Annotated in this window: 18 protein-coding genes; 4 read left to right on the forward strand and 14 right to left on the reverse strand. The window is 72.8% G+C overall.

All coding sequences use genetic code 11. The features are described 5' to 3' along the window. The first annotated feature begins 19 nt into the window (after positions 1–19). The 3 genes from CV755_RS05055 (at position 20) to CV755_RS05065 (ending at position 2,385) form a co-directional block, all read left to right on the forward strand. Positions 20–880, forward strand: a complete 861-nt coding sequence (locus CV755_RS05055) for a 3-hydroxybutyryl-CoA dehydrogenase (protein ID WP_109278917.1) — start codon at positions 20–22, stop codon at positions 878–880. A gap of 155 nt (positions 881–1,035) precedes the next feature. Continuing rightward, on the forward strand, positions 1,036–1,851 hold the full coding sequence (locus CV755_RS05060; protein WP_422070504.1) for a GNAT family N-acetyltransferase: 816 nt from the start codon (positions 1,036–1,038) through the stop codon (positions 1,849–1,851). Between the two features lie 273 nt (positions 1,852–2,124). Continuing rightward, positions 2,125–2,385 (forward strand): hypothetical protein, encoded by a 261-nt coding sequence (locus CV755_RS05065; protein WP_109278919.1) that lies wholly within the window; start codon positions 2,125–2,127, stop codon positions 2,383–2,385. Positions 2,386–2,467: 82 nt separating this feature from the next. Here the strand turns inward: CV755_RS05065 and CV755_RS05070 are convergent, their stop codons facing one another. The 10 genes from CV755_RS05070 to infC all read right to left on the reverse strand — a co-directional run bounded on the left by CV755_RS05070 (position 2,468) and on the right by infC (position 13,289). Beyond that, positions 2,468–2,998 carry an NUDIX domain-containing protein gene (locus tag CV755_RS05070; RefSeq protein WP_109279024.1) on the reverse strand — a complete coding sequence of 177 codons (531 nt, stop codon included), beginning with the start codon at positions 2,996–2,998 and terminating at the stop codon, positions 2,468–2,470. Between the two features lie 59 nt (positions 2,999–3,057). Continuing rightward, entirely contained in the window at positions 3,058–4,395 is a 1,338-nt protein-coding gene (locus CV755_RS05075; protein WP_109278920.1) for a tetratricopeptide repeat protein, read from the reverse strand. Positions 4,396–4,559: 164 nt separating this feature from the next. Then, entirely contained in the window at positions 4,560–5,735 is a 1,176-nt protein-coding gene (locus tag CV755_RS05080; RefSeq protein WP_109278921.1) for a PP2C family protein-serine/threonine phosphatase, read from the reverse strand. Positions 5,736–5,925: 190 nt separating this feature from the next. Beyond that, the gene (gene pheT / locus CV755_RS05085; protein ID WP_109278922.1) at positions 5,926–8,433 is read right to left on the reverse strand and encodes a phenylalanine--tRNA ligase subunit beta; all 2,508 of its coding nucleotides are present in this window, start codon (positions 8,431–8,433) and stop codon (positions 5,926–5,928) included. Further along, positions 8,433–9,554, reverse strand: a complete 1,122-nt coding sequence (gene pheS, locus CV755_RS05090; protein WP_109278923.1) for a phenylalanine--tRNA ligase subunit alpha — start codon at positions 9,552–9,554, stop codon at positions 8,433–8,435. The genes pheT and pheS overlap by 1 nt, the downstream gene beginning before the upstream one ends. A gap of 158 nt (positions 9,555–9,712) precedes the next feature. After that, a complete protein-coding gene (locus CV755_RS05095) occupies positions 9,713–10,801 on the reverse strand; it encodes a sensor histidine kinase (protein WP_241560988.1) in 1,089 nt (362 codons plus the stop codon). Positions 10,802–10,866: 65 nt separating this feature from the next. Continuing rightward, positions 10,867–11,721, reverse strand: coding sequence for a TrmH family RNA methyltransferase (locus CV755_RS05100; RefSeq protein WP_109278925.1), 855 nt, complete (start codon positions 11,719–11,721; stop codon positions 10,867–10,869). Positions 11,722–11,822: 101 nt separating this feature from the next. Further along, a complete protein-coding gene (rplT, locus tag CV755_RS05105; RefSeq protein WP_109278926.1) occupies positions 11,823–12,209 on the reverse strand; it encodes a 50S ribosomal protein L20 in 387 nt (128 codons plus the stop codon). 109 nt (positions 12,210–12,318) lie between these two features. Continuing rightward, positions 12,319–12,513 (reverse strand): 50S ribosomal protein L35, encoded by a 195-nt coding sequence (gene rpmI / locus CV755_RS05110; RefSeq protein WP_109278927.1) that lies wholly within the window; start codon positions 12,511–12,513, stop codon positions 12,319–12,321. A gap of 128 nt (positions 12,514–12,641) precedes the next feature. Continuing rightward, a complete protein-coding gene (infC, locus tag CV755_RS05115) occupies positions 12,642–13,289 on the reverse strand; it encodes a translation initiation factor IF-3 (protein ID WP_109278928.1) in 648 nt (215 codons plus the stop codon). Between the two features lie 383 nt (positions 13,290–13,672). Here infC and CV755_RS05120 point away from each other — a divergent pair, with 383 nt between their 5' ends. Next, a complete protein-coding gene (locus CV755_RS05120; RefSeq protein WP_109278929.1) occupies positions 13,673–14,038 on the forward strand; it encodes a DUF1844 domain-containing protein in 366 nt (121 codons plus the stop codon). 42 nt (positions 14,039–14,080) lie between these two features. On the opposite strand, the gene CV755_RS05125 is transcribed toward CV755_RS05120, so the two are convergent. The 4 genes from CV755_RS05125 to CV755_RS34510 all read right to left on the reverse strand — a co-directional run bounded on the left by CV755_RS05125 (position 14,081) and on the right by CV755_RS34510 (position 18,115). Continuing rightward, positions 14,081–14,875, reverse strand: a complete 795-nt coding sequence (locus CV755_RS05125) for an MIP family channel protein (RefSeq protein WP_109279025.1) — start codon at positions 14,873–14,875, stop codon at positions 14,081–14,083. A 379-nt stretch (positions 14,876–15,254) separates the two neighbouring features. Further along, entirely contained in the window at positions 15,255–16,007 is a 753-nt protein-coding gene (locus CV755_RS05130; protein WP_109278930.1) for an SseB family protein, read from the reverse strand. A 57-nt stretch (positions 16,008–16,064) separates the two neighbouring features. Beyond that, the gene (mycP, locus tag CV755_RS05135; protein WP_109278931.1) at positions 16,065–17,255 is read right to left on the reverse strand and encodes a type VII secretion-associated serine protease mycosin; all 1,191 of its coding nucleotides are present in this window, start codon (positions 17,253–17,255) and stop codon (positions 16,065–16,067) included. Then, entirely contained in the window at positions 17,252–18,115 is an 864-nt protein-coding gene (locus CV755_RS34510) for a hypothetical protein (protein ID WP_161968589.1), read from the reverse strand. Before CV755_RS34510 ends, mycP begins: the two co-directional genes overlap by 4 nt. Between the last annotated feature and the right edge of the window lie 51 nt (positions 18,116–18,166).

Consider the following 18,166-nt stretch of genomic DNA (forward strand, 5'->3'; position numbering starts at 1 on the left):
GACAACCACGGGGGACACGGTGAGTGACATCCAGCGCGTAGGAGTGGTCGGCTGCGGCCAGATGGGCGCGGGCATCGCCGAGGTGTGCGCCAGGGCCGGCCTGGACGTCAAGGTCGCCGAGACCACCGGCGAGGCCCTGGAGCTGGGCCGCACCCGGCTGACCAACTCCCTCGGCAAGGCCGCCGAGCGCGGCAAGATCACCGAGGAGGAGCGGGACGCCACCCTGGCCCGGCTCGGCTTCACCACCGATCTGGGCGAGTTCGCCGACCGCGACCTGGTCATCGAGGCCGTGGTGGAGAACGAGCAGGTCAAGACGGAGATCTTCCAGGTGCTCGACCAGGTGGTCACCCGCCCCGACGCCATTCTGGCCTCCAACACCTCCTCCATCCCCCTGGTCAAGCTGGCCGTGGCCACCTCGCGGCCGGACCGGGTGATCGGCATCCACTTCTTCAACCCGGCGCCGGTGCAGCAGCTGGTGGAGCTGATCCCGGCGCTCACCACCAGCGAGGAGACCATCAAGCGCGCCGACGCCCTGGTGAGCCAGGTACTGGGCAAGCACGCCATCCGCGCCCAGGACCGCTCCGGCTTTATCGTCAATGCGCTGCTGATCCCCTATCTCCTCTCCGCCATCCGGATGTTCGAGTCCGGCATCGCCAGCCGTGAGGACATCGACAACGGCATGGAACTGGGCTGCGCCCACCCCATGGGCCCGCTCAAGCTCTCCGATCTGATCGGCCTGGACACGGTGGCCTCGGTGGCGGACAGCATGTACGCCGAGTACAAGGAGCCGCTGTACGCCGCTCCCCCGCTGCTCCAGCGCATGGTGGACGCGGGGCGCCTGGGGCGGAAGTCGGGGGCGGGGTTCTACACCTACGAGTGAAGGGCGGGTCGGCTGTCGCGCGGGGCCGTACGACAGCCGACTCCATCGCCGGGCTTCGCCTGGTTGAGCACACTTCGCGCCAAGCCAACGACGGCATCGGCGTCCGGGGGCCAAATCACTGGCGCGCGGGCCGGGTCGGCGCTTGGATGCCCGGGGTGACCACAGCTGCCATCCTGCGAAGACTTGAGGCGTATTACGACGCCGTACCCCGCTCCGCGGCCCGTGCCGAGGACTTCGGTCCGCTGACCCTGTTCATAGCCGAGGGCCGGGCCGGGCACCCCTACTACGCCCGTCCCGCACTGGACCGTCCCGGCCCGGTGGAAGCGGCGGATGTGGAGCGCGTCCGGGCCCGTCAGCGCCAACTGGGCCTGCCCGAGAGCTTTGAGTGGGTGGCCGAGACCGCTCCCACCCTGCGCTCGGCCGTCGAAGGGTCCGGACTGGCCGTGCAGCAGCACCCGTTGATGGTGCTGGACGAGCCCGCGCCCCCTGCCCGCACCGAGGCGGGGGTACGCATCCTGGACCCCGAGGACCCCCTGCTCCCCCAGGCCCTGGCCGCCGCTCATCTGGCCTTCGGCACTCCAGGCACCGGCATCGGACCGGTCGGCCCCGCCCAACTGGACGCCCAGGCCCGGGAACTGGCCGAGGCCGGCTGGGTGCGGCGGACGGCCGGCCGGATGCGGGCCGGGCTGACCGTGGTGGCCGCCGCGGTGACGGACGGCACCGTGCTGGGCTCCGGGCAGCACCAGCCCGTGGGGCCGGTGAGCGAGATCGTCGGCGTGGGCACCCTGCCCTCGGCCCGCCGCCGCGGGCTGGCGGCGGCGGTCACCGCGGAGCTGGTTCACGACGCCCGCACCAGGCGGGGCGTGACCACGGTCTTCCTGACCGCGGCGGATGACGACATTGCCCGCGGGTACGCCAGGCTCGGCTTCCGCCGGGTGGGCACGGCGCTGATCGCCGGCCCGCCTGAGTAAGCGGGTGTTCCGGCACCCTCGCCACCGGCGCGGAGGTGACCGGGCCGGCGGTTGCGCACCGTGACCGGCGGCCGGGCCGGCGGCTGTCGCCGGCGGCCCGGCCGGGCTTCGGGGCACCCGGTTCCACCCGTACACACGGGTGTTCACACGGGGTGTGCGCCCGCTACCCGTACTCACCCTCCGCACACGCTCCCCCCAAGGGCCGCCGCACGGTTGACTCATGGTCGTCGCACTTTCCACCGCACGGGGGTCTTCCCGGAAGGAGTACGGACCGTGACCATCCATCCCGAGCACGCCGCCAAGGCGGGTGAGCTCGCGGAGCTCAGGCGCAGGGTCGATGTGGGAGTCGTCCGCATCGACGGTGATCTCGCCCTGCTCACCCAGCGCAGCGATCAGACCGAGCGGGAGATCAGTGAAGTCACCGAGCGGCTAAGGGCCTTGGAGCACGGCCGGTGGCCGCTGCCGTCGGTGGCCGCACTCACCGGACTGGCCGCCCTGGTGCTCGCCGTATGGCAGGCGACGACGGGCCGGTGAGCGCGGATCCCAGCGGAGTTCAGCGGGGAGGGCCGGTGACACCGCCGCCCGGCGGGTCAACGGCCCTTTGATCCGGGGCGGTTCAGCCGAGCCGCAGATGGTGCAGCAGCAACAGCGCGGCCGCCATATTGGCGGCCGGTACCTCGCCGCGGGCGATCAGATCGGGCACCAGCTTCAGCGGCACCCACTCGCGGCGGTCCGACTCAAAGCCGTCCTCGGGGTCGCCGACGTACTCGGCCCGGTCCGTCCAGTAGATGTGGTGCCGGGCGTCGGTGAGCCCGTTGGACGGCTCCACCGTCATCAAGTGCCGTAGCGGGCCCGGCCGCCAGCCGGTCTCCTCCTCCATCTCGCGGGCCGCCGCGGCGGCGATGTCCTCGCCGTCCTCGACCACTCCCGCCGCCAGTTCCCAGCCCCAGGCGTCCGTGATGAACCGGTGCCGCCACAGCAGCAGAACCTCATTGGCGGCGTTGACCACGGTGGCCACGGCCACCGGCCGCAGCCGGATCAGGAAGTGGTCCAGATGACGGCCGTCGGGGAGTTCCACGTCCGCGAGATTGACCTGGAACCAGCGGTTCTCGTAGACCGTCGACTCCTTGAGATTTTTCCAACGCACCTGATTGCCACCTTCCGCCGAGGTGGCCACCTACCCGGGCGCTGTCCTCACCAGGGTTGTCACAGGGGCACGCGCAGCGCCCCGTCGATCATCTCGGCGGCCTCGGCGGTGGCGGCGCACCCGCTTTCGATCAGGTGCTCGCGCACCGCCCGGAGCCGGTCGCGCAGCCGCTGCGATTCCATGCCCCTCGCCTGCTCGGTCATCTGCTGAGCGGTGGCCACCGCCTTGTCCGCGTCTCCTTGACGCAGCTCGATGTGCGTGAGCATGGCGAGCCGATGGACCCGTCCCCGGTCGTGGGCGGGGGTGTCCACGGCCCGGTCGGCATGCTCACGGGCGGGTCTGAGATCGCCGAGGCTGAGCAGCGCCTCCGCCACCTGCACATTGACCAGACCGGGCTGGACATAGCCGGTCTCGGCGGGTTCCTGGCCGGGGTGGATGCGCTCGGCGGCGGTCTCGGCCCGGCGGATGCAGGCCAGCGCCCCGGCGCCGTCGCCGAGCCGGGCGTAGGCCTTGGCCTGCATGGCGTAGAGGTCGGCGGCCAGCGCCTGGGTGAGGTGGGCACCGGCGGAGCGCAGCGCCGACTCGGCGAAGGCCACCGCCTGGCGGTATTCCCCCATGAACAGCGCCTGGTTGACCAGCAGCGCTATCACATAGGCGCCAAGTCCCCGGTCGCCACTGGCCTTGGCCAGCCGCAGCGCCTGGTGGAAGTAGCGCTGGGCCAGGCCATGGGCGTCGGAGTCATAGGCGCAGATCCCGGCGACCGCCACCAAACCGCCGGTGGCGCGGTGCAGTTGACGGCCGGTGGCGTCGGAATAGCTGCCGCGCAGCAGCGGGGCGGTCTCGGCGTTGAGAAAGCCGACCACCCGGGCGCGGGTGGCGATCCCGCCGGCCTTGCGGTACATCTGCTCGTAGTGGGTACGGGCGGCGCGCAGCATCTCGATGTCGTCCATGGAGACCCTGGTCGGTCCGCGCCGGGAGACATCGGCGTCCTCCGGGGGGTTCTCCCACTCCCAGACCGGCATCACGGCATGGGTGCCGGTGACGGCGGGGGCCCGGACAATGTGTTCCCGCTGCTGTTCGTCCGAGCGCCACAGCGCGGTGGCCCGTTCCACAAAGCCGGACAGCGGGGTGCCGGGGGCGCGGGCGGTGCCGGGGGTGCCCAGCCCTATGTCGTCCAGGGTGAGCGCGCGGTGCAGGCGCTCGCCGAGGACCTCGCAGATCAGGTCGGGTACCTGGCCGCGCGGGCGCTGGCCCTTCAACCAGCGTGCCACGGCGGTGTGTTCATAGCGCAACGCCAGTCCCCGGGCGCGGCCGGCCGCGTTGACGTGGGCGGCCAGTCCGGCGTGTGAGATGCCCGCCTCGTCCAGGATGGCGTCGAGCAGGGTATTGGGCTCCATGCCGCCCTCCGTTGCGCTCGGTGTACCCAGCGTAAGGGAACCGTCCGCACACGGGGTGTGAACGGGCCATCTCAGGGGCGTTCTCAGGGGCGTTCTCAGGGACGTTCTCAGGGACGGCCGCGGGCGATCTCAGGGACCGGTCGTGGGCGGTTTCAGGTGCGGCCTCAGGGACAGGGGGAACTGCTCGCCAGTGGCGGGTGGGGCGTGGGGAGGGCGAGGGGCTGGTGGTAGAGCACCAGCAGGGCCACATCGTCGGCCAGCGGACCGCCGGTGTGGGCCAGCAGGGCGGTCTGCACCCGCTGCACCACCAGTCCGGGGACCAGGCGGTCCTCCCGGGCGGCCTCGGTGAGGGCCAGGGTGAGCGGGAAGAAGCCGCCGCCGGGGTCACGGGCGTCCTCGGCACCGTCGGTGTGCAGCACCAGGGCCTCGCCGGGCCGCAAGGGATGCAGCCGCTGCGGCGGCAGCCGGGCCGGGAGCGGGAACATGCCCAGCGGCGGCAGGGGTTCGCCGGGCGCCTCGGTCAGGGCGCAGCGGCCGCCGGTGACGGCGGTGGTGAGCCGGTGCGGCCAGGGATGGCCGCAGTTGAGCACCAGGACCTCGTCCCGGGGGCGGATCTCCAGCAGCAGGAGGGTGGCGAACTCCTCGGCGCCGGCGCCGTCCTGGCCCTCGGTCGGGTGACCGGTGCGGTCGGCCGCCAGATGGCGTTGCAGGGAGCGTTCCAAACGGCGCAGGACGTCCGGGAGTTCGGCCTCGTCATGGGCGGCGTCACGGAAACTGCCCAGCAGAGCGGCCACGGTGGCCAGGGCGGGCAGGCCATGGCCGCGTACATCGCCGATGACCACCCGGACGCCGTGCGGGGTGGCCAGGGCCTCGTAGAGGTCGCCGCCGAGCAGGGAGCCCCGGGTGGCGCTGAGGTGGCCGCCGGCCAGGGCGAGTTGGGCCAGGCGGGGCGGGACGGGGCGGAGCAGTGCGCGCTGGGTGGTGGTGGCGATCTCCTTGAACCACTCCAGTTCGGCGGCCAGTCGCAGACGGCGGCCGGTGGTCAGATAGCTGGCGGCGACCACCACCAGGATGGCGCAGCAGGTGCCCAGCCGGGTGCCGGAGGGAACGTCATGGCCGCCGAAGGGCAGCAGGGCGAGCAGGGCGCAGCCGCCGCCCATCAGCACGCACTGCCGGCGGCCGGTGCCCGCGCAGGCGATGGCGGGGGCCGCGGCCAGGAGTTCGATGAACCGGGTGCCCAGGGGGCTGAGAAGCTCCCAGAGCACCACCGCCAGGACCCAGAGCCCGGGCAGCAGGAACACCAGGCCCCGCCTCCAGCTCATGGCCCCCGTACGGCTCATGCGATCCGCTCCCAACGCAGCAACGCCGCGCACGATTCTGGCGAGAGCTTGGCCCTGAGCGGTGGGCCGGCCTCCATTTCCACCCTATTGAGTGATATTCGGAAGGTGCGCCGCTGACGGTGCATCGGCATGTGCGAGGGGCGCCCCGGATCACCGGAGCGCCCCTCAACTGGCTTTGCACCCAGGGCTGTTACGCGCCGCGCAGCACCGCGCCGGTGCGCTCCACGGCCGTGGCGACCGCCGACTCGCGGGCGGCGGACGCCTCCTCGGCGGTCAGCGTGCGGTCGGCGGCCCGGAAGCGCAGGGCGTAGGCCAGCGACTTCTTGCCCTCGCCGAGCTGTTCACCGGTGAAGACGTCGAACAGCCGCAGCGACTCCAGGAGTTCGCCCGCGCCGGAGCGCAGCGCGGCCTCGACCTCGGCGGCGGGCACCGAGGCGTCCACCACCAGGGCGACGTCCTGGGTGGCCACCGGGAAGGTGGAGATCCGCGGGGCCTCGACCACACCGCCGGCGGCGCGCTCCAGGCGGTCCAGGTCGATCTCCATGGCGCAGCTGCGCTCCGGCAGGCCAAAGGCCTTGACGACCCTGGGGTGCAGCTCGCCGGCGTTGCCGACCAGCACCTCCTGGCCGTCGGCCATGGCCAGCAGCGCGGCACAGCGGCCGGGGTGGAAGGGCGCCTGCTGGTCCTGGCGGACGATCAGCTCCACGCCCGCCTCACGGGCCACGATGCGGCCGGCCTCCACGGCGTCCGCCCAGGTGGCCGGGCGGCCCTGGCCCCACCAGCCGGTGCGCTCGCGGGCCCCGGCGAGGACCACGGCCGCCCGGCGCGGCTGCGCGGGCAGCGCGGCGTCCAGCTCGGCGATCTCCTGATCGGTGGGGCGGCGGTCCACCGGCAGGCGCAGCGCCGGGCGCTCGTCACCGGTGGGGTGGAAGACCAGGCCGGTCTCGAACAGCGCCAGGTCATGCTCGCCCCGGCTGTCATTGCGGCGCAGGGCGGCGAACAGCCCCGGCAGCAGGGTGGTGCGCAGCGAGGGCTCCGCCTCGGAGAGCGGGTTGGCCAGGCGGACGGTCAGCCGGCGCGGGTCGTCGGCCTCCAGGCCCAGGTGGTCCAGGGCCCAGTCGCCGATAAAGGGGTAGTTGAGCGCCTCGGTGTAGCCGGCCCCGGCCAGGGCCCGGCCGACCCGGCGGTGCAGGCGCTGACGCTCGGTCAGGCCGCGGCCGGCGGGCGGCTGGGGCAGGGTGGCGGGCAGGTTCTCGTAGCCCTCCAGCCGGATGACCTCTTCGGCGAGGTCATTGGGGTCGGTGAGGTCGGGCCGCCAGCTGGGCACGGTGACGATCAGCTCGTCCTGCCCGTAGACATCGCAGCCGACCTGCTGCAGGCGGCGCACCACGGTCTCCCGGCCGTAGTCCACGCCCGCCACCCGGTCGGGGTGGCCGGCGGGCATGGCGATGGTGCGCGGGGCGGAGGGGGCGGCGAACTCGGTGACGCCGGCCTCCGGGGTGCCGCCGGCCAGCAGCACCAGCAGGTCCACGGTGCGCTGGGCGGCGGCGGAGGTGGCGGCCGGGTCCACGCCGCGCTCGAAGCGCTTGGACGCCTCGGAGGACAGCTTGTGGCGGCGGGCGGTGCGGGCGATGGAGACCGGGTCGAAGTGCGCGGCCTCGATGACCACCTCGGTGCTGCCGCCCTCCTCCGGGCCGGCGATCTCGGTGTTGGCGCCGCCCATCACACCGGCGAGCCCGATGGGGCCGTTGTCGTCGGTGATGACCAGGTCCTCGGCGTCCAGCACCCGCTTGGTGCCGTCCAGGGTGGTGAGCTTCTCGCCGCGCTCGGCGCGGCGCACCCCGATCGGCCCCTTCAGCCGGGAGCGGTCGTAGGCGTGCAGCGGCTGGCCCAGTTCGAGCATCACATAGTTGGTGACGTCCACGGCCAGCGAGACCGGGCGCATCCCGGCCTTCTGCAGCCGGCGCTGCAGCCAGATCGGGGAGCGGGCCTCGGGGTCCAGGCCGGTGACGGTGCGGGCGGTGAAGCGGTCGCAGCCGAGGGGGTCGGAGACCTGGACCGGGTGGCCGTGGGGGTTGGGCGCGGGCACGTCCAGCAGGGCCGGGTCGCGCAGCGGCAGGCCGTAGGCGGTGGCCACCTCGCGGGCGATGCCGCGCATGGACAGGCAGTAGCCGCGGTCCGGGGTGACGGCGATGTCCAGGACCTCATCGCGCAGCTGGAGCAGTTCGATGGCGTCGGTGCCGGGCTCGTACTCGGGCGGCAGCACGATGATGCCGTGGCTGCCGTCGTCGCCCATGCCCAGCTCCTCGCCGGAGCAGATCATGCCGTGCGAGACCTTGCCATAGGTCTTGCGGGCGGCGATGGCGAAGTCGCCGGGCAGCACGGCGCCGGGGAGCACCACGACGACCTTGTCGCCGACGGTGAAGTTACGGGCGCCGCAGACGATCTCCTGCGGCTCGCCGGTGCCGTTGGCCATGCCGACGTCCACCGTGCAGAAACGGATCGGCTTGCGGAAGCCCTCCAGCTCCTCGATGGTGAGGACCTTGCCGACGACCAGCGGACCGGTCAGGTCGCTGCCGAGCTGCTCCACCCGCTCGACCTCCAGGCCGGCGTCGATCAGCTTGGCCTGGACGTCGCGGCCGGTGGTGTCGGCCGGCAGGTCCACATATTCCCGCAGCCAGGAAAGCGGGGCGCGCATCAGATCTCCATCCCGAACGGCCGGGTGAAGCGCACGTCACCTTCGACCATGTCTCGCATGTCCTCGACGTTGTGGCGGAACATCAGCATTCGCTCGATGCCGAATCCGAAGGCGAAGCCGCTGTACTTCTCCGGGTCGATCCCGGCGGCCACCAGCACCCGGGGGTTGACCATGCCGCAGCCGCCCAGCTCGATCCAGCCCTCGCTGGAGCAGGTGCGGCAGGGCTGCTCGGGGTTGCCCACCGAGGCGCCGCGGCAGACATAGCACTGCATGTCCAGCTCGGCGGAGGGCTCGGTGAACGGGAAGTAGTTGGGGCGCAGCCGGGTGGTCAGTCCCTCGCCGAACAGCGAGCGGACCATGTGCTCGATGGTGCCCTTGAGGTCCGCCATGGTCAGGCCCTCGTCGATGGCGAGCAGCTCGACCTGGTGGAAGACCGGGGTGTGGGTGGCGTCCAGCTCGTCGGTGCGGTAGACGCGGCCGGGGCAGACCACATAGATGGGCGGCTCGCGGTCGAGCATGGAGCGGACCTGCACCGGGGAGGTGTGGGTGCGCAGCACCACGCCGGTCTCCCGGCCGGGCTTGTCGCCCGCGACGAAGAAGGTGTCCTGCATGGCCCGGGCCGGGTGGTCGGGCTCGAAGTTCAGGGCGTCGAAGTTGAACCACTCCGCCTCCACCTCGGGGCCCTCGGCGACCTCGTAGCCCATGGCGGTGAAGACGTCCTCGACCCGCTCGCAGAAGGTGGTCAGCGGGTGGCGGGCACCGGCCGGGACCCGGTCGTAGGGCAGGGTGACATCCACCGCCTCCTCGACCAGCACCCGGGCGTCGCGCTCCGCCTCCAGCTCCGCCTGGCGGGCGGCGAAGGCCTTGTTCACGGCACCGCGGGCCATGCCCACGCGCTTGCCGGCCTCGGCCTTGGCCTGCGGCGGCAGGGCTCCGATCTCACGGTTGGCGAGCGCCAGCGGGGAGCGGTCGCCCATGTGGGCGGCCTTCGCCTCGCGCAGCGCTTCGAGGTCGGCGGCCGCGGCGAAGGCGGCCAGCGCCTCGTTACGCATCCGCTCGATCTCTTCCGGTTTCAGTGCCTCGACCTCGACAGGGTCGTACGACTTATTGGGTGCCGACATCTCTTCCCGTGTTTCCGCTTGTCCCCCAGCTACCGCTGGGCGGTGCCCCCAGGCTTCGCTGCGCCCGACAGCCTCGAGTAAAGGGTTTGGTGCCAAAAAGGTGCCAAAGGTCGAGTCTAAGGGGCGTCCGGGTTCCGGTGAGCCCGTGGGCTGGCGCTTCAGCTCTGCGCGAGGAAGGCCGGCGCGCCCACGGGCAGGGTAAACCGGAACTGGGCACCGCCCCGGGCGGCCCGCCCGACGGTGATGGTGCCGCCGTGCGCTTCCACGATGCCCTTGACGATGTACAGGCCAAGGCCGGTGCCGCCGCGTTTGCTGCCCCGCCAGAAGCGGGTGAAGACGCGGCTCATGGCCTCCTCCGGAATGCCGGGGCCCTCATCGCTCACGGTGACCGCCGTTCCCCGGGTGCGAGCCGGTGTCAGTGCTGGTGCGACCTCTATGGTGACCGTTCCCTCGCCGTGCCGCACTGCGTTTTCCAACAGGTTGCCCAGCACCTGATCGATCTTGTCGGGGTCGGCCCACAGCGGCGGCAGCTCCTCGGCGGCCTTGACCACAAAACGCTCCGGCCGCTGGCCCCGGGCCAGGTGCGCCTGGACGTGCCGGCGCACGGCGGCGGTCATGTCCAGCGGCTGACGGCGCACCTCCAGCCGTCCGGAGTCGATCCGGGAGATGTCCAGCAGCTCGGCGATCAGCCGGGTGACCCGGTCGGCGTCGGCGTCCACGGTCTGGAGCATCAGCCGCTTCTGGTCGTCGGTGAACCGCTCCCACTTGGCCAGCAGGGTGGCGGTGAAGCCCTTGACGGAGGTCAGCGGGGAGCGCAGCTCATGGGCCACGGTGGCGATCAGCTCGGCATGGCTGCGCTCGGTGCGGCGGCGGGCCTCGGTGCCGCGCAGCTGGACGACCAGGCGCACCACCTTCCCGCAGGGCCGCTCGCGCACATAGCGGGCGGAGACCAGCACCTCCCGGCCGCCGGGCAGCAGCAGATTGCACTCCGGCTGGCCGACCCGGGTGGACAGCCCCCCATAGGGGTCGGTCAGCCGCCACCAGCGGCGGCCGTCCAGGTCCTCCAGCGGCAGGACGAACTCCAGCGGGCGGCCCAGCGCCTGCTCGGCGGGCATCGCGGTGATCCTGGCGGCGGCGGCGTTGAAGCAGGTCACACGGCCGTCGGCATCGGCGACCACCAGGCCGTCCGGCAGGTCGTCGGCCTGCAGTCCGCCGGCGGCGGTGACCTCGGCGACCGCGGCGGCCACGCTCCCGGACGACGTTCCAACGCTCACATCACACCCCCTGGCGAGCCCCCGCGGGCCACACCCTACTAGCTGGACGTCACGGAGCGGCACCCTCCGGGTGCGCGCTGCGCACGGGCGGAGGCGTAGAGGCAGACCGCGGCGGCGGTGGCCAGGTTGAGGCTCTCGGCCTTGCCGTGGATGGGCACCCGCACCACCTCGTCGGCCAGTGCCCGGGTCTCCTCGGGCAGGCCCCAGGCCTCGTTGCCGAAGATCCAGGCGGTGGGGCCGCCCATGGTGCCGCGGTCCAGCTCGCCGTCCAGGTCGCACTCGCCCGCCCCGTCGGCGGCCAGCAGGCGTACGCCCGCGCCGCGCAGCCCGCGCACCGCCTGCTCGACCGGGACGCCCACCGCCACCGGCAGGTGGAACAGCGAGCCCACCGAGGCCCGTACCGACTTGGGGTTGTACAGGTCCACCGAGGCGTCGGTGAGCACCACCGCGTCGGCTCCGGCGGCGTCCGCGCAGCGCAGCACGGTGCCGGCGTTGCCGGGGTCGCGGACATGCGCCAGCACGGCGACCAGCCGGGGGCGGGCGGCGAGGATCTCCTCGAAGGGGGTGTCCAGGAAGCCGCAGACGCCGACCAGTCCCTGTGGGGTGACGGTCTGCGAGATATCGGCCAGCACCGCGCCGTCGGCGTGGTGCACCCGGACGCCGGCGGCGTGCGCGGCCTGAATGATCTCGGGGTGCCGCTCGGCCGCCTCGGCGGTGGCGAACAGTTCGATCAGGGTGGGGCGGCCGGCGCTGCGGTGCTCGATCGCCTCGCGCACGGCCTGCGGGCCCTCGGCGATAAACCGCCGTTCCTTGACCCGGAAGCTGCGCTTGGCCAGCCGCCGGGCGGCGACGACGCGGGGAGAGCGCGGGGAGATCAGCTCGGGGGTGCCCATGGGCGGCGGCTCACTTCTTGTCATGTCGGTGGTCCGGAAAAGCGGCGGACCCGCAGGCCGCGGGGCCTGCGGGTCCGCTTTCAGCAAGCGCGGCGCCTGGATCAGGCGGCGGCCTTCGGGGCGTTGACGTCGGCCGGCAGCGCCTTCTGGGCCACCTCGACCAGCGCGGCGAAGGCGTTGCCGTCGTTGACCGCGAGCTCGGCGAGCATCTTGCGGTCCACCTCGACGTTGGCGGCCTTCAGACCCTGGATGAGGCGGTTGTAGGTCATGCCGTTCTGGCGGGCAGCGGCGTTGATGCGCTGGATCCACAGCTGACGGAAGTCGCCCTTGCGCTTCTTGCGGTCGTTGTAGTTGTAGACCAGGGAGTGGGTGACCTGCTCCTTGGCCTTGCGGTACAGACGCGACCGCTGGCCGCGGTAACCGCTGGCCTGCTCGAGGATCGCCCGGCGCTTCTTGTGCGCGTTGACTGCGCGCTTGACGCGTGCCACTTGTTAACTCCTTGTAGCGGGGCCGCGGTCGGTTCTCACGCGGCCCGGAAACGATTGGGTCCCGGTCTTTGACGTGCACCCCTGGCTCTGGCGAGCGGGGTGCCTGGCGTCACTTGCCGAGAAGCTTCTTGATCTTCTTGGCGTCGCCCGGGGCCATCTCGGCGTTGCCGGTGAGGCGACGCGTCAGCTGGGACGACTTGTGCTCGAGCAGGTGGCGCTTGCCGGCGCGCTCACGCAGCACCTTGCCGGAGCCCGTGATCTTGAAGCGCTTGCTGGCACCGCTGTGCGTCTTGTTCTTCGGCATCGCGCCGTATCTCCTCGTCGGTGGCGCTCCCCGGCCCGGTGAGGGGCACGGGGGGAGCGTCAGCTGTGTTCGATTGCTGTCCGAGGCCGTACTGAAGCCCCGGAGTGACCCGGGGCACGGCCCCGGGATCACGCCTCTGCGGATTCCTCGCCGGCGGCGTCCGCCTCCGCGGCGGAGCCACCCTGACGCCCCGCCTTGCGAGCGGCCTGCGCCTCGCGGGCTTCGGCCATCGCCTCGGTCTTCTTCTTGTGCGGACCGAGGACCATGATCATGTTCCGGCCGTCCTGCTTGGGGTTGGACTCGACGAAGCCCAGCTCCTGGACGTCTTCCGCGAGCCGCTGCAGCAGCCGGTAGCCCAGCTCGGGCCGGGACTGCTCGCGACCACGGAACATGATCGTGATCTTGACCTTGTCGCCCTGCTTGAGGAACCGGACGACGTGACCCTTCTTGGTGTCGTAGTCGTGCGGGTCGATCTTCGGCCGGAGCTTCATCTCCTTGATGACCGTGTGCGCCTGGTTCTTGCGCGCCTCACGGGCCTTCATGGCCGACTCGTACTTGAACTTCCCGTAGTCCATGAGCTTGCAGACCGGCGGGCGTGCGTTTGCCGCCACCTCGACCAGGTCGAGGTCGTACTCCTGCGCAAGCTCCAGGGCCTTGGCAAGCGGCACGATGCCGACCTGCTCGCCGCTGGGACCGACAAGTCGCACCTCGGGAACGCGAATCCGGTCGTTGATGCGGGGCTCGGCGCTGATGGATCCTCCTCGGTAGCACCACACGGCGGTCTGGATGACTGCCGCGCAACGTCTTTCAGTGAGACCAACCGCGCCGGCGCACGAAAAATGCCCCGGACGGGATCACAGGCGGGGCTCCATGGACCGGAGCACCGCCACGGAGAACCCGCGGGGCGCTTTCGACGGCTCCATCGTCCGTACGGAACGATGGGCACCGCCTGACCGGAGACCTGCCGATCTTGAGATCGGACGAGGTGGGAGTTCGGAGCCTCCACTTGTGGGCCGGACACACTGGTGACCGGCCGGTCGCACTCAAGCATACCAGCGACCGGGGGTGGTGGCCGCCCGAGCGGCGACGGGCCCTAGGCTGAGCACCCGACCAGCGCGAACACCAGCGCTAGCGCAAGCACCAGCGGAAAGCAGCAACGATGAGCGACGCCCGACCCGAGCCGGACGGCACCCCGGCCTTCGACGACCTGACCCGCGACATCGCGGATGTGCCCGCCGTCGAGGTGATCACCACGGTCGCGGTGCACCTGATGAGCGCCGCCGCCGTCAACCTCGGCCTGGCCGAGGGCGGCGAGGGCCACAAGGACCTGGACGAGGCGCGGAAGCTGATCACCGCACTGGCCGGGCTGGTCACCGCCGGTGCCACCGAGATCAGCAACTTCCACGCCGGGCCGCTGCGCGACGGGCTGAAGTCGCTCCAGCTCGCCTTCCGCGAGGCCTCCCTGGTGCCGGACGAGCCCGGGCAGGGGCCGGGCGAGAAGTTCACCGGCCCGGTCTTCGGCTGATCCCGGCAGCCGGGCCCTCCGGCTCTGCCCTCGGCCGCGTCCTCAGCCCTGCCGGGCCCGGCCGCCAGGGCCCTCCGGCCGGTCGGACTCACCGGGCTGGGTCAGATCCCCGGTCCGGTGACCGGGCACCGCCCGCTCGTCCGCGACCAGCACCGGCGCGCCCCGGGGCTGGGTGATCTGGTGCGCGAAGCCGGCCAGGATGCCCCCGATCAGCGGGGCCACGATAAACAGCCACAGCTGGGAGAGTGCGCCGCCGCCCGCGAAGATCGCCGGGCCGATGCTGCGGGCCGGGTTGACCGAGGCGCCGGTCAGCGGGATGCCGATCAGCTGGATTGCGGCCAGTGAGAAGCCGATGGGCAGCGCGCCGAAGCCGACCACCGCCACCTTGTGGGTCACCGCCAGCCAGACGAAGACCAGCAGGAAGGTCAGCACGATCTCGGCCAGGAAGGCGCCGCCGGTGCTGATGTGCACCGCGGAGCGGTAGGCGTAGCCATTGGTGCCGAAGGCACCGCTGGTCTTGAGCCCCGGCACCTGCTTGGCCAGCAGGAGCAGCAGGGCCGCGCCCACGATGGCGCCCAGCAGCTGGGCGATCCAGTACTCGATGGCGGTCCGGAGCATGATCCGGCCTTCCACCAGGAACCCCAGGGTGACCGCCGGGTTGAGATGGCTGCCCGAGATGGGGCCCAGGGCGTAGATCAGGGCCACAAGAGTGAACCCGAAGGCCAGGGCGATGCCGAGCGCGCCGATGTAGTCGGCCGCCAGGACGGCGGAGCCCACCGCGAAGAAGACCAGCAGCAGGGTGCCGATGAACTCGGCCGCCACGGTCCGTGTCTCCACGGGGTCCAGCTTCCAGGTGTCCAGCTTGGCGTCCATGGCGTCCTCCCGGGAACTTCGTGGACTGTCCTCGCATTGTCGGACGGTCCGCCCAAGCCCGCCTGTCGGCAAACGAGGCGCCCCTCAGGGGCGCGCGGAACTGCGCGACGAGCCACAGACGCCCCGCACGCCAGACGCCCCCAGGGGCGCGGGGAACTGCGTGACCAGCCACAGACACGCCGCACCCTCAAACGCGACCCCAGCCCCCCAAGGGGCGCGAGGAACTGCGCGAACAACCACAGACGCCCCGCACCCAAAACACAAGGCAGACACCCCAGGGGCGCGGGGAACTGCGCGACCAGCCACAGACGCGCCGCACCCCGAAACGCACCCCCAGCGCCTCTCAGCGCTGGAACAACGGCTCCCCCGGCACCCGCGCCCCCGCGGGCAGCAGCGCCAGGTCCAGCCCGCGCACCAGCCGGCGCCGCAGAACCTCATCGGTGGCCAGAGCCTGAGCCACCCGCTGCAGCACCCCAGCCGCCCCAGCGCCCTCGCCCACCTCGTCCAGAGCCAGGGCGAGCGTGCCATCGGCGTCCTGCGCGCGTACCAGGTACGCCTGCCGCACCCCCGCCTCCGCGGTCAGTACGGCGCGCAGCGCCTCCGCCACGGCCGGGTCGGCCAGTGGATCGGCCGTGGTCCGGCCCTCGGCCAGGGCCAGCAGCGCCGGCCCGGTCAGCGCGTAGGTGACCGGCCCCGCCAGGTCGAGCACCAGCGTGTCGGCCTTCTCATGGGCCACCGCCTGCAGCGCCTGGTGCAGCGGCACCGCCACCGGCCGCGCATCGGCCCGCCAGCGCGCCAGGGTCTCCATGGACGTAAAGGCTGGAAGCGCCCGGCGCCCATCGGGCGCCTGAAGCGTCGGCACCGCCATATCGCTGGTCTTCTCCCGCTTAAGGCCGTCCGGCCCCTCCTCCACCTCGCCCAGCACCGCGACGACCGGTACCAGCAGCCGCGCGCCCTGGAGGGCGGCGAGCACCCGTTCCTCGGCGGACCGGTCGGAGCGGTCGGCGGACCAGGCGGCCAGCGCCTCGGTCAGCGCCGGGTCGGCGGAGCCGTCGTCGTCGGAGAAACCGGGGTCCGGGATGTTCTTGAGCGCCACGCCCCGAGGGTATCGAGGCCCTTCACTCCGCCCGGGAGCCGGGGGTGAGCAGGGCGTTCACCCACGGCCCTCCGGGGTACCCAGTGCGGTGGTCCGCCGCCCGGACCGCCACAGCACCCCGGCCGCCGCCAGCAGCAGCAGCCCCGCGGCCCCGGTGGCCAGCGCCGCCGGAGCCGGGCGCCAGTGCGCGGGGGCGGGCCGCTCCGCGCCCGGCCCGCCCCCGAAGTAACGGGGCGCGGCGGCCGGAACCGGACCGTCCGGCTCCGTATGTACCGCCCGCGCCACGGCGGCCGCCGGATCGACCACGCCCGCGCCCAGGGAGTCACTGTGCCCGCCCCGCGGGGTGTCCCGGGCGGTGTCCACCAGCACCCGCCGGACCTGGGCCGGGCTCAGCCGTGGGTTGACCGAGCGGACCAGGGCGGCGGCGCCGGAGACAAAAGCGGCGGCCGCGCTGGTCCCCCAGCCCTCGTAGTAGCGCCGGTCCGGGTCGGCGATGACCACATCCACGCCGGGCGCACTGAGGGTGGCGTACCAGCGGCGGGTGGAGAAGGGGGCCCGGCCGCCGAAACGGTCCACCGCGGTCACCGCGATCACTCCCGGATAGGCGGCCGGGTACGAGGCGCGGTCGCCCCGTTCGCCGCCGTTGCCGGCGGAGGCCACCAGCACCACGCCCTTGGCCAGGGCGTACCGCACCGCCGCGTCCTCCCCCGGGTCCGGGTGGGCGCTGGCGCTGTCGTCGCCCAGCGACAGGTTGATCACGCTCGCGCCATGGTCCGCCGCCCAGCGGATGCCCTCCGCCAGCGCGCCCCCGCGCGCCCCGCGTTCCTTCTCCCGGGAGGGGTCGCCCTCCTCCAGGATCACCCGCACCGGCAGGATCCTGGCCTCCGGCGCCACCCCGATGACGCCGTTGGCGTCGCCCGGTCCATGCCCCCGCCCGGCGATGATCCCGGCCATGGCGGTGCCGTGCCGGGCCCAGGTCCGGTCTCCCCGGCCGGCGCCGAAGCCGACCAGGTCGGTGCCGGGCAGGACCCGTCCGCGCAGATCCGGATGGCCCGCGTCCACCCCGGTGTCCAGCACCGCGACCGTTACTCCCGCGCCCCGGCTGATGCGCCAGGCGTCCTCGGTGTGCAGGGCGTCCAGCGCCCACTCCTGAGCCCTTATGGTGTCCGCCCGGGCCGGGGCGCCGGCGCCCAGGGCGGCCAGCACGGTGACCATGGCGAGCAGCCGGGGAACGCTCCGTCCGCTCATCGTCCGCCCTCCGGCACTTCCGCCGCCCGCCGGTAGCCGCGGGCCAGCAGTCCGGTGAGCGCCATGGCGTCATGCCCGAGCCCGGCCTGGGCCGGGGCGGTGGTGGCGCCGGGGGCGACCGCCTGGGCGGCGGCCTGCGGCGGGGTGCCGGTACGGCCGTCGGTGAAGCCGGTCACCGCATAGACCACCGCAGGCAGATCGGGCAGCACCTCAATGCGCCAGCTGGCACGCTGGGCGTCGCCGAAGCGCTCGGCGACGGTGCCCGGCGGGGCGTAAGGGTGTGGCATCAAGTCCGGCCGCTCGTCCAGCCCTTGGGCGGCGAATCGTTTGCGCAGCTCCCGCATCCGGTCCTGGGTGGCCTCGGTGACCAGCAGCCCCACCGTGGTGACGGTGGTGGCCGTGGCGTCGGCATAGGTGGCCCGCAGCAGCCGTCGGCAGCCGGCCGGGGCCAGCTCCCGGGTCAGCGGCGGGTCGAAGCCCGCCGCGCAGTCGCTCTCCGGGGCCACGCCGACCCGTTCCCAGTCCCGGTCGGCGCCGCCGGGCCCGGCACCGGCGCCATGCACGGTGCGCGGGAAGAGCTCGTCCACCGGCACCTGTCGCCAGCGGGTGCCGCCGCGCTGGTACGCCTTCTGGGCCGCGGTGCGCTCGGGCGGACCGGCGGTCAGCCAACTCCCGGCCGCCGCACCGGCGATCAGCCCGAAGCCGAGCACCGCGCACACCGCCGAGGCCGTCCGCCGGCGCGTGCCCGGGCGCGTGAGGATGTCGGGCGCGGGGGTGCGCGCCGGGGGCTCACCGGTCCAGGGGGCGTACGGGGGAGGCGGCGGTACGGTCACCGGAATGTGCTCCGCCTCGGTGCTCACCGTGCGCTCCCCCTTGTGCGCTCGCCAGGACATCGCCGTACACCGGGGACA

Source organism: Streptomyces orinoci (genome assembly GCF_003121295.1).
In the GTDB taxonomy this organism is placed as follows: domain Bacteria; phylum Actinomycetota; class Actinomycetes; order Streptomycetales; family Streptomycetaceae; genus Streptomyces; species Streptomyces orinoci.

Coding starts and splice junctions, on each gene's coding strand:
- CV755_RS05075 (WP_109278920.1), bottom strand. CDS start 4,395: ATGGAGCCCAATACCCTGCTCGACGCCATCCTGGACGAGGCGGGCATC.
- CV755_RS05080 (WP_109278921.1), bottom strand. CDS start 5,735: ATGAGCCGTACGGGGGCCATGAGCTGGAGGCGGGGCCTGGTGTTCCTG.
- pheT (WP_109278922.1), bottom strand. CDS start 8,433: ATGCGCGCCCCGCTTTCCTGGCTGCGGGAATATGTGGACCTGCCGGCC.
- pheS (WP_109278923.1), bottom strand. CDS start 9,554: ATGTCGGCACCCAATAAGTCGTACGACCCTGTCGAGGTCGAGGCACTG.
- CV755_RS05100 (WP_109278925.1), bottom strand. CDS start 11,721: ATGGGCACCCCCGAGCTGATCTCCCCGCGCTCTCCCCGCGTCGTCGCC.
- rpmI (WP_109278927.1), bottom strand. CDS start 12,513: ATGCCGAAGAACAAGACGCACAGCGGTGCCAGCAAGCGCTTCAAGATC.
- CV755_RS05120 (WP_109278929.1), top strand. CDS start 13,673: ATGAGCGACGCCCGACCCGAGCCGGACGGCACCCCGGCCTTCGACGAC.
- mycP (WP_109278931.1), bottom strand. CDS start 17,255: ATGAGCGGACGGAGCGTTCCCCGGCTGCTCGCCATGGTCACCGTGCTG.